Raw genomic sequence first — 11,765 nt, 5'->3', positions numbered from 1 at the left:
ATAAGTAAGTACAGTACGAATAACGGGATAGGTTTGTCTAATTATGGATAATCAACACTCATGTTATTATTTAGCTGATTATGGGTGTTGGCAAGAGGAAATCATCAAAAAGGTGCTCTTTTCAATATGAAGAAGCACCTTTTAATTTGGGAGAGATATTGTCATTTAGAGTTTTAATTATCTTATTTAGGTTAGCTTTTGATATGGTTCACCGTAACGTTGGATAGGGTAAAATAATCAAATAAGAATCCCAGGTTAATTGGGTATTCTTTTATTTTATATTCGTGCTCTTACCATCGTACGTAATCTATCTCTGACTTCAGTATATATAGAGATATCTATGCCTTCACTTACCTCAAGTGTCACAGCGATAGTATATGGAATTTCTTCTCTACTACTTAGTCCACTCGCATCTTGCTTACAATTCACTTTAATTTTTAAAATGTCACCATCAATAAATGCTGAAGCACGTTCACCTTCAAAAATTTCGTGCTGAGCAGTTCCTCTTTGTACCGCTTTAGCATCTGCTTCGAGTCGTCCTAATTGTAATATTTCATTATCTGAATCAAACCATAAATGAGCCTTCCTATATTTTTGATTATTTTGATTTAAAGGAGTAAACCAACTCAATGTAATAGTCAGTCTCCTTTTAACATCTTTACTGCTTAGTGATGGCGGTAAGGGTACTTCAAATACTTGTCCTTGTTCTTTTTTAATAGTACTATAGCCAATTAATGTAACTTTTTGATCAGACCCATTTAAAATTTTCAGTTCATCCACGAAACCATAACCTAAATATCTCGGTAGTTGTTTATCTCTAAACTTAGTTTCTCTTGGTCTTTGAAGAATATTTTTATAAAATTCATAAGCTTCATTCCACTGAGCACCATGGAGAATTAAGGTTTTAATAAACAAAGCTCCATAGTCCCTTAATATTTGGTCACGATCATCGCTATCTTCAAACAGCGGTTCAAGCATATCGTATATTTTTCCAGAGAATCTAGTGGCAAGTGCTGTAGCATTACTTGTTCCTCTAGTATAAGCAACTTCATTTAATTTGCCTAAGGTTCCCGGAATAGCTACTTTATGTCCTGGTGCAATAGGAGCATGGCTAACATCTAAGAGCGCAAAACCATCTCTACCCAAAATGTTCTCTATAAATAATTGCTTGCCTCCTGATAGCAAAATATCGGGCTTAATAGAGTTTCTATAACCTAGTCCCACTCTACTGTAAGGACTCATTAATAACTCACTTTTCAGTAAATCTATTCTGTGACCCATATGTGGAACGGTAGATGCATCATTGTGACTTGCTCCTACACATATAGAATTAACTGATTCTGCAGGAGATAAAATACGTCTATCTATTATATTATCAGCGATATATTTAATTACTTTCTCCACAACTATCGGATCTTCTTTAACGTTCTGGAATTCATCTCTAGCAATATCAAATAAAATTGACGATGGATAGTTTCCTGTACTTATTATGAATAATACCTTGTATTTTACAGATAAATAATCTATTATTTTAGCCAAAGGACTTAATTGAAGGTCAAATGGTCGAGCAGTATCACCAATTGATAAATTTACTACCTTCACATTCGGAGATACTGCATCTTCTTCACCTTCTCCTTCAAATATACGCTTCACCGCTCTATGAATTAAATCTACTGGTAATACATCTTCTGGTATATATTCCGAATTATTTATAAAGTCATAGGGATTTGGCTTCATTATAGGGCGGATATAAATTTTTCTACTTAAAGGATCTTCCTCTGAATCTAATTCACCATGAATGATTAAAGAGGCCATAGTTGTACCATGGATGCGCTTTTCAGCTTCATATCCTGTTTCAAAATCATCTGGATCATCTATTATAATTCTATCCCTTAGTAGCTCATGATTTTGAAGTGGGAGTCCATCAAACAATGCAATTATTGGTTGTTTTTCATCATCAACTACTACTGCATCTGAACTAAATTCATATTCCTCAAAAATATCATTTTCATTTAAAGGTATCTCGACCATTGATTGACCTACTGGACGAAAATACATAATAGATTCTGCTTTTATTAGTTGGATGTTAGAATCTTGGCTTAAATCAGCAAATATCGTAATCGGTGTTTCTACCAGCAAAGCGTGATAAGAAATCTCTTCTATAATACTTTCATACAGGATTCTACCATTTACTTCTCTAATTAAATTCATGATATGGGTAGTTGCCTCAACTCTTTTTGTGTTATCTTGCCTAAACCATAATTCAATTTCAAATTTAATTAGTTCTTGTCCAATCTCTAATTTTTCTTCTAACACTTCTTTCAATCCTGTTTTGAAAAATCGATCTTCAACTGACCACAATCTCAAATCCTTAAGCTGTGCGAAGAGATCTCTCCATTTGGTATATCCTCTCTCAAAACCTTCTTGGTTCCGATAATTATCCCAGAGAGACTTCAGCTCTGCCATCGCCCTTTGATTAGACATCATTAAAAATAACCTTCCACTTAGCGGTTTACCTAATCTTTCATCATCTTCAGAGACTATATAGAAGTCATCATCGGAATCTATGTACTCGTCGATTTCTGCTAACCATTCTAGGCCATCAATACCTCTTACAGCATTAACAAAATTATCAATCGTACCAACTGTTTCAAATACTACAGCATATTCAGGATTAACCCCTTCAGTACTTGTTGTAACAGTTCCTCGTTGGTTAGTAAACGCATCTTCTAGTCGTTGTAATCTTGGTAGTATTCTTCCTACTTGCTCCTGGTGTTCGGGGTATCTTATATTTCCTCCTCTCCCTGGTGGTCTCCTAGTTCTATCAACGGCTACAGGTCTAGGAAAGATTAGCATTGGTCTATCACTCATTTTTTTCGTCCCCTAATTCTTTATTTGAATATTGAAATCTTAAATTTTCTAATGCAGATTTTACAATATTTTTTATATTTGTATTTGGTATTGATAAAGCATATCTTCTTTTGATATCTAAACCAAATTCATTTAAATCCGAGAAACTTAGACCTTCTAAATTATTTATTAAAGTATTTTTTGTATATTGTAGTTCAAGTTTACTTTCTTTTTCATACCTAGCAATCCATGTGTCAATTTGTTTTCTGTTTGGCATTTTGATATCCAATTTAAGCTGGAAACGTCTCCAAACTGCTCTATCCAATAATTCTGGATGATTTGTCGCAGTTACAACAATAACATGACTCGGTAGTCTGTCTATTTGTAATAAAAGAGAACTTACGACACGCTTTATTTCCCCTGTTTCTTGCGAATCTCCCCGTTCTTTACCAATCGTGTCAAACTCATCGAAAAACAATACGCATCTTTTCGTCTTCACATAATCAAATAATTCATTTAATCTATTTGCTGTTTCTCCTAAATAACTTTCTACTAACCCCTCATATCTTACCGTAATCAAAGGAACCATAATCTCAGACGCGAGTGCTTCTGCAATCGATGTTTTCCCATTACCAGGTGGCCCTGCTAATAATATTCGATTTCTAGGCTCTAGATTGAAAGATCTAAGTAAGTCGCTTCTAAAGTGCTCCTGAATTATATCTTGAAAACTCTGTATAACATTCTGTTCTAAAATAAGTGAATCAAATTTAACAGAGGGAACTGATTCATAGAACATGTTCTTATTCTTATGCAAAGTTAAAGTATTAACATTATTATCTAATCTCTTTTTGGTTTCATAACGTAGTGCATTCTCTAGTTTTTCCGCTAATATATTATGGCTTTTGCTTTTCTCGTCTACAATTAAAGCTTCAACAGTTCTTTTAAATAGTTCTTGATTACCCTGTATACCTGATTCAACTAGTTTTAATATTAAGTCCGATCTTGCCATAATCATCACCTCCTATTTTATTTTTTTACTTACTCTACATATAATTGCAACAATTATTTTAAACAAGCACTAAACATTCCCTGTTTTAGCTACCTTATAATAACCAAAAGTTGATGGTGTGGGATGTCCAGGATTAGCTAGCTAAGCTGACCAACTCTGTAGACCTGTCAAGGGGTTCTAAGTGTTCATACACACATGTGTCACCAGCCGCTAAGAAGAATTATGGGGCACGTTTCTTCCCCATAAACGCTAACTAAGATTGCACATCTCTTACCAGTCGAGACGTGCACTTTATTTGGAGAGGCGGGCATGATAGCCTGCTTCGGCTGTGCCAGAGTCCTTTTGGCATCTGGCTTCATGGCTCATCATCTTGCCCGCAGAGGCTCCAAGTAAAGTGACAAATTGCCTGAGCTAACAATTCTGAGGTGCACCTTGGCCCGTGTCTTTGTTTCTCCTCACTATACAATACACCAGGAATCCTTTGATGGATCCGTTTTATGAAAACACAGCGATAGGGTGCAGTCGAAAGAAGGCGGTAGGAATTGTTGAATACTCCGTTACCTTGGCTTAAATGCTGGACACCCGGTGGCAAAGACAAGCATCAATGTCCAAACCGTGTAGTGAAATGGCCAAATTGGGCCGTCAACGTCATTTTTGAGCTAAAAAGACGAAAAATTGGACATTTTAGCCCATCATATTTATAAGCCATAGTCACATGATCACAGCTTCTGGACATGTTTTCCGTCTATATTATGACATCTTGTGCAGTCAACCTTTGGACTGGATAGCTTAGCAGTAACAATTCCCATCAAACCTTAAAGGCAAGCATATCCTCACTTACCTTTTTTTGAGTACATTTTGAATCCTTCCCATACATTCTATTATATCGGTTTAATATATATTTACCGCAATAATTATCTTGGATCAATGTTTTTTCCTTAAGAAAATATGTGATCTAGGTAAATATTCACTAAAATTTATTCCAATGTCTGTAATATCTTTTCCGTACCTCTTCTCATTAGTTAATTAAATTTCATTTTAAAATACGACTTGATATTTTGATTAATAAATAATAAAATTTACTATTTAGGATTATAAAGTGTTTCTCTAGATCTTAAGAAAATTTCCTGCTATAATATTCTAATTAGTGATGTAGGAGGCAATAATATGAAGAAACCGCCAAATTATAATGTTTATATAAATGATTCATCATTAAATATTTTTAATCATTTCCAAACAGTCAAACCGTTTATTGACTTAATTATTACTTCCCCTCCTTACTGGAATATGAAAAACTATGGCTCAATAGAAAATCAAACAGGATATGGCCAAAGTTATAAAGATTATCTAAATGATATCAAGAGCACATTCAAGATGGTTTACGATATCTCAAAGGATAGTGCAACTTTGTATTTGAATGTTGATACCATGAAGCGAGATGGAAAAGTAATTAGGTTGCCAGATGATATGGCTAGGGTGCTCGAATCAATTGGCTGGATTCATCAGGACACAATAATTTGGGATAAAGGAAAGACATTACCATGGTCTCGAAAAGGTCAGATGAGGAATATTTTTGAGTATGTTTTAATGTTCACTAAAACCACAAATTATAAATATTATCTTGATAGAGTTAGAACAGTAGAAGAGCTTAAAGAGTGGTGGATTAACTATCCTGAAAGATATAACCCTAAGGGTAAAGCCCCTGATAATATTTGGGAGTTTTTTATACCTACTCAGGGCAGTTGGGGATCAAAAAAGTCTTATGAAGAAGATTATGAAGATACTGAGTTTAAACACGCTTGCCCCTTCCCGCCTGAGATGATGGCAAGATTAATCTTACTATCTTCAGATATAGACGACGTTGTGTTTGATCCGTATGCGGGTACAGGAATTCTATTAGCAACGGCTGAAAAAATGAATAGAAAGTATATTGGCTTTGATACAAATCCAAATTATAAGAATATTTTTGAGAAAATAACTCGCCCACTCATTAATGACAAGTGGGAAGAGATTGAAGCGCATTATCAATCTCAAGAAAAACTAAAAGAGATATTGCAGGAGACGATTCTAAAGCTTAGAATATTAAAATTCCCGAAAGCTTTGATTAAAAAACTTAGATCACTTAATAAAGATGATGAAACAGCTAATTCTATTGAAAATAATTTTTCTGCTATCTTCGCCATTCAAGTCCCTACTTTTAACTTAACTGAAAATGATGACAATATTATTGGCAAAGCAAAATTTATATTTTTTTGGAACGATATAAGTACACTGGAACCAATTAGTAAAACAATATCAGAAGTGGCCTCTAAAGCACCATTTTCCAAATATGGGCTAGATGTTGAGATAGAAGTAATATATAGTGAGGAAATTGAAAACTATATTGATAAATTAGGATATCTATTTTATTCATATGTGACTGGAAATACAATTTCTTATCATCAAGAGTTAACAAAATTCGAATTACTTAACTTTTTAAATACCGAGAATTATACTGATTTTTTTAACAAAGATATTCCACCTATTTTCAGCAATATAAAAATACATGAAGATAATTATAGTATGGTGCCTGCATTAAAATACGAGAAAAGAAGCTTATCAAAGTAAAATAAAAATTAGAACAAAACGGTAAAGGGTATTAATTATAACTCCTTTACCGTTTTAATTTATACACACCTATTTTGTAAATCGTTTTTCTTTATACATATTTTCACTGTTTCCCAAGAACCATCACCATTATCAATAGGAATATGTTTCTTTAACTCTTCTAGACTATAGACATAGAGTTTAGGATCATCTCCCAATATCCATATGTGAAAAATATAGTTTAATGAGGATTGTGCAATATCCCATTCTCTCCGCGTTAAATAAAAAGTGAATTCTTGAGATAACGATTTACTTGCCTTGACCTCGATTTTCAATGATGTATCTCCTGTCGAGTCTGTCCTTGATAAGATATCGAAACCCAGTAAATTTGATTCTATCGAAACCCATTCAGGATTAAAACCTGTCCGATCTTTTTCGTATTGGATAGAAAGCTTTTCTCCCTCTCTTCCAACTAATAGTTTACTATCATCAATACTCTTTCTAGAAATTGAGCTTAAATCATCCCACCAGGTTATTACATCTGCCTCATAACCATCAATAAGACCCGCTTCCTCGAAACATTGTAGTACATCAGGTGGAAAATAACGGATCGCTTCTCTTCTGCCTTTGTGAAAAAGTGAAGACCAAGTTGGTTCGAATGCTTTAATCATATGCATTAGCTGTAACTTCAACCTACTATTAAAATCTTTTTCAGCTATAATTTCCATACCTTTCTTCGTTAATTTATAGCTGCTCTCCTCAAGAATTATCCATTCAACATTTAGAGATACATTAATAACTTGGTTAATTGAAGCAACATAATACTGTTCAAAACTCTCTTTTATCTGCGATACTAATTGATCACTTTCTTTAAGTGTATTTAAGAAATACTGCACTGAATACAAAACACCTACTGAAAACATTATACTATTCACCTTTTAAATGCTTCATATAATCAATAGCATCCGCGTAGTTTAAATCATCTAAGGTTTCCTCATCTGCATACTCAGCTTCAATTCTTAGTGAATCGTCATGTAACACTTCTCTCATAACACTAATTTTCTCATTTAGTCTTCTATATACAGACTCATCTACACTATCAGGACAGTAGACTACCTCAATATATGTATTTATATCTTCTGGTAATCCCAAACGATGAATTCTATCAATTGATTGTAAAAAATGAGCTGCGTTGTAACTTCTATCAAGATAAATAGCATAATGGCAAACTGTGTGCAAGCTAATACCTTCAGAAGCTGCTGCAGGATTGGCAATCAAGATTTTACAATTATCGTCCTCATGAAATCTTTTTATTTTATATTCCCTTGTACCTGGTTCATCTTCATCACCAGTTATTACCCCACCATGTATATATTCTGCTCCTAAATCCTGTAACCGGTTTGCTAACAATTCTACATTATCAACAAATGTAGACCATATTAATACCCTCTCACCTTTAGAAGCTAATTCCCTTGCCTTTTTACAAATATATTTAATTTTAGGACTATCCTCTTCTTTTAATATATCCTTTAGAAGTTCGTTATGTTGAAATTCTTCTTTTGCTAGCAAAGAAGGATTTGATGTAAGCTGCAACATTCTTAGTGCACTTTTCCTAATTTTTCTTAATTTATTTCTATCCGCCGCCTTTAGACCCGTTGCTTGCAAAGCTTCTTCTGATCTTAATACTTCGTACAAGTTTCTTTGTGCTGGACTCATTTCGATTGCTGTACGAATATACTCTATCTTTCCTAATCCTAACTCGTTTTTCGTTGTTCTTACATATATAGGCGATATGTATTCTATTATGTTTTCATTATTAACTTTTACTCCAGGATAAAGAAAGTTAAACTGTGGTATTAAATCTGATATATCATTTGGAAGAGGAGTACCAGACATTATCAATTTTGTACTTGGTAAATGCGAAAGTTTAAGTATAGAACTACCTATCTTACCTTGGTTCCCTCTTTTTATCCTATGACTCTCATCTAAAAACAAGAAAGTATCGTATAAATCTATATAATTTGCAATCTCGTTAACAACATTCGGCAATAAATGATAAGAGATTAACATTACATCAGGCTTTTTCGATAATTGCTGTTGTACTGATTGTTGCCCTCCTTCTAGTCTTATTATCTTAGGAGGATTTTCTTTCCTACATTCTTTTATTTGCTGATCCCATGCTCCAAATGCATTTTTAGGTGCTACAATAAGAAGTCTTGTTTCTTTATTTTTCTTTAAAAAATAAAGTGCTAATGCCTCCGTTGTTTTTCCAGCACCAGGAACGGAAAAAGTTGCTCCCGCTGGTAGTGAGGCCAATTTTGAAAGGTTTCTTAGTTGTTCATTAGTTAATTCCCTTGAAAACCCTATTTTTTCTAGTTCTCTTTTAATAAAACTATATTCTAATGGCTCTGCAGCCTTTGCTTGGCTATATGTATTTATTTTAGCCTTAGAATCTTTAAGATATTTCTTTGCTTCATCATCTATTGTAAGTGACAGATTATTTTTTTTTATGATAATCCTTAAAGCTTTTCTACAAGCTAAAAACCCCCACCAAGGTATTGTTAGTGATTTTTCAGAAGTAATTTCTACTTCATCTGTATTTTCTTTACATACCCTTATTATTTCGAGCCATGAGGGGTGATATTCCGAGATTGAAATACTTGTTAGATGTTTATCCTTTAAATAACCGATTTTAACCATTCTTTATAGTCTCCCGTAACTTATTGACTGTTTCTCCTATTTGCTCAAGTTGTTCAGTAATCCCTTCAGAAACAGATTTTTTCGCATCATAATTTAGTAGTGCCTCTTTTAACATGGTATTTGCTTTTTGGACTTTATATAAAGTGGCTTTCTTACTATTACTCTCTCTCTTTCTTACCTTTTCCGCCTCAACTACGTCTCTTAATATCTCATAGATATTAGCTTGGTTTTCAGGTTTCGAAATTATTACAGGTAAGTCTTCTAGTTCATCTTCATCATCAAATAAATCTAGAAGATCCTCGTCATCATCCTCTTCCTTTTCATTTTCAACTGGAATTTCTTCAAGTATTTTTTCAATAATTGAGTCTAAGTATTCTTGTATATTTGGAATAAATTCATATAAACGGCCAGTACTTTCATCTGGGCTATCAATCATTGAATATGCTAGAGTTGTAAATATTTCTTTTTTAGTCTCATCGTTTATTTTTTTTCTACTCTCTCTAATTTTTTCAAAAGCATACCTATAGTTAACAACAACTGGATATTCTTTTGGTTTATTTCTACTTTCTAAATAAGAATCCACATGTGAAAGTATGTCTAGTTCCTTATTGATCTCTTTTAGAGACATTTGATATATACGACTTAAATCATCGTAGCTATAATTATGTCTTTTCTGTTTACTTCTTAACATACAGGCTTGTGATATCCAATCATAATCTGCTTTTACGTCTTTAATAATTTGTAATTGTGCTTCAAGTTCATCTATATCCTTTTCATCACAAGGTGGTAAGATAACAACCTCAATGTAGTTAAAACGTTCATATTTTTGCGGGTTTTGCTTTATAAGTTCTCTAAATGCACATAAACGTCGATTACCATTTACTACAAAACCATTACTATCTAGTATCAATGGTTCATTTTGATCTTGATCTTTGAAGTACTGCTCTAAGTTCTTTCCTTTATTAAGTAGTAATTCTTTTAAAATTACATGTTGAATCTCGTGTACCTTATTAGACTCTAAATCTCTTTCAAAATAGTCTGCATCTTCATCGTGTTTTGATATGTAAGCTTCTTGAGATGCTTGAGTTCTTCCATTTGATAATCTATATTTAGGCATATCTACTGGAACTCTATATACCCAGAAACGTTGAATGCTACCTTGAAAATTTATTCTTATATTATCTTGAGTGGTCGTACTTTTTAATTCTTCTAATAACATTTTTCTTTTTGGAAAAGGCCAGCCTAGTATCATTATTATTATTCCCCCTCTATTCCTATAATTACTATTGGAATTGTAATTACATATCTGAAAATTTCTAACTCTTGGATTACTCTTTCTAGGTTAGCAATATTATCACCCATTTTTTGTGCAGCATCTTTAGTAGGAATAATGTATATTGCTGAATAAATTTTTTCTTCTAGGAACATTGTCTGAAGCTTTAATAGATCAGCATAGTATCTACTGATATTACCTGTTTGAAGGCATAAACCAATGTTATTTTTTATTGATGAAATTGTTATGTCAGATTCCACAGATATTTTAATTTCACTTGACCATCCATTTAAGCGTAAAAGATTAAATATTGTTTCCCTTAGCTTCCTTGAACTCCGCTCTTTAAAAGCAAACTCTATATTTTGTAGTTCAGTTTCTAAGTAGTCTATATCAAGAGATGGTACAACTGAACTACCATTTCTATGTGAATAACGTACAATTTTCAATTTGTGCCACCTCGTTAGTATATTCTATCAATTACAATAGATCCATTTTACTGTAAAAATCTAACTAATTCAAAGCCATTAAACAATTATTCTCTAATAAATACGGTTAATCATTAAAGCTATTATTTTTATGCTTTCTCCAGAAGTGTTGATGAGATTAATCTGTATTTATAGGATTGCAAATGATATCCTAACCACCTTTCGCAAAAGGTACCTAGCCTTTTAAATTTTGACCTGTAATTCCTTTTTAAGAAATGCAGGTCTTTTATTTCACTTAAGCTTATTTTTCGTATTGAAAGTAATCTAGAGGTTGAAAAATTAACCTAGATTCTAAAAAAATACATAAATTTTCTCTCTCTACCACATTCATATTTTAGAGGTGGGTACCCCCCGGTTTCATGCCCCACCCCTTTTTAAACCGTTGTTTATCCAAATGGATAGACAGCGGTTTTTTTGTTTTACAGAGATGACATACGCGGTGAGAGGAGCGCATACAAGAGAGGAGAAAAAAGTATGGAAGAATTACTGCACGTGTCCTTGTTAGTGCAAAGGAAATGAACAAGTGGGTGCCTATCAAGTTTTTAGTTAAGCACCGACCTCATGCAATCGATCTTTTAAAACTTGAAGATGATGGCTTAATACTAGTTAAACGTCGGTTGCCAGATGGGCCTTTAATTAAGCTTACTTTAAAGGGTTATCACCATTTCAAATAATTAATGGTTGGGAATCTTCTTATCGTTGTTCTATCAATAAAAAGATATCGTCAATCACTAGTAGATCATCAAGCTTTAATCTGTGGGTAAAGCCTTTTTAATTTGATCCTTGCTTCTTCAGTTGCGAATTGCCAATCCACTCCTTTTTGCTGGTTGTTACGTTCCTGCTCCCACTCCGTCAGTTCGCT

The 11,765-nt window shown here is 33.3% G+C and carries 7 protein-coding genes; 1 reads left to right on the top strand and 6 read right to left on the bottom strand.

All coding sequences use genetic code 11. The annotated features are described in order from the left end of the window. Positions 1–276: 276 nt before the first annotated feature. Entirely contained in the window at positions 277–2,871 is a 2,595-nt protein-coding gene (locus CU633_RS21805) for a S8 family peptidase (protein WP_101662653.1), read from the bottom strand. After that, entirely contained in the window at positions 2,864–3,859 is a 996-nt protein-coding gene (locus CU633_RS21800; protein WP_101662652.1) for an AAA family ATPase, read from the bottom strand. Before CU633_RS21800 ends, CU633_RS21805 begins: the two co-directional genes overlap by 8 nt. A gap of 1,167 nt (positions 3,860–5,026) precedes the next feature. On the opposite strand from CU633_RS21800, the gene CU633_RS21795 reads away from it, so the two are divergent. After that, positions 5,027–6,466: a DNA-methyltransferase gene (locus tag CU633_RS21795; protein WP_101662651.1), complete on the top strand. Its 1,440-nt coding sequence runs from the start codon at positions 5,027–5,029 to the stop codon at positions 6,464–6,466. Positions 6,467–6,525: 59 nt separating this feature from the next. Here CU633_RS21795 and CU633_RS21790 read toward each other — a convergent pair whose 3' ends face one another. The 4 genes from CU633_RS21790 to CU633_RS21775 are packed head-to-tail and all read right to left on the bottom strand — an operon-like array spanning position 6,526 to position 10,864. Further along, positions 6,526–7,368, bottom strand: a complete 843-nt coding sequence (locus CU633_RS21790) for a DUF3883 domain-containing protein (RefSeq protein ID WP_101662650.1) — start codon at positions 7,366–7,368, stop codon at positions 6,526–6,528. Between the two features lie 4 nt (positions 7,369–7,372). Further along, complete coding sequence (locus CU633_RS21785; protein WP_101662649.1) at positions 7,373–9,145, bottom strand: DEAD/DEAH box helicase; 1,773 nt, start codon at positions 9,143–9,145, stop codon at positions 7,373–7,375. After that, positions 9,138–10,397 carry a hypothetical protein gene (locus CU633_RS21780; RefSeq protein ID WP_101662648.1) on the bottom strand — a complete coding sequence of 420 codons (1,260 nt, stop codon included), beginning with the start codon at positions 10,395–10,397 and terminating at the stop codon, positions 9,138–9,140. The genes CU633_RS21785 and CU633_RS21780 overlap by 8 nt, the downstream gene beginning before the upstream one ends. A 5-nt stretch (positions 10,398–10,402) precedes the next feature. Next, entirely contained in the window at positions 10,403–10,864 is a 462-nt protein-coding gene (locus CU633_RS21775) for a BglII/BstYI family type II restriction endonuclease (RefSeq protein WP_180955072.1), read from the bottom strand. Positions 10,865–11,765: the final 901 nt, after the last annotated feature.

Origin of the sequence: Bacillus sp. V3-13, assembly GCF_002860165.1 — a bacterium.
Taxonomy (GTDB): domain Bacteria; phylum Bacillota; class Bacilli; order Bacillales; family Cytobacillaceae; genus Bacillus_BJ.
This window is presented reverse-complemented; position numbering and strand designations above follow the sequence as displayed.

What these genes read in the sequence shown, in the direction of transcription:
- CU633_RS21805 (WP_101662653.1), bottom strand. Translation starts at nt 2,871, where the DNA reads ATGAGTGATAGACCAATGCTAATCTTTCCTAGACCTGTAGCCGTTGAT.
- CU633_RS21800 (WP_101662652.1), bottom strand. Translation starts at nt 3,859, where the DNA reads ATGGCAAGATCGGACTTAATATTAAAACTAGTTGAATCAGGTATACAG.
- CU633_RS21795 (WP_101662651.1), top strand. Translation starts at nt 5,027, where the DNA reads ATGAAGAAACCGCCAAATTATAATGTTTATATAAATGATTCATCATTA.
- CU633_RS21790 (WP_101662650.1), bottom strand. Translation starts at nt 7,368, where the DNA reads ATGTTTTCAGTAGGTGTTTTGTATTCAGTGCAGTATTTCTTAAATACA.
- CU633_RS21785 (WP_101662649.1), bottom strand. Translation starts at nt 9,145, where the DNA reads ATGGTTAAAATCGGTTATTTAAAGGATAAACATCTAACAAGTATTTCA.
- CU633_RS21780 (WP_101662648.1), bottom strand. Translation starts at nt 10,397, where the DNA reads ATGATACTAGGCTGGCCTTTTCCAAAAAGAAAAATGTTATTAGAAGAA.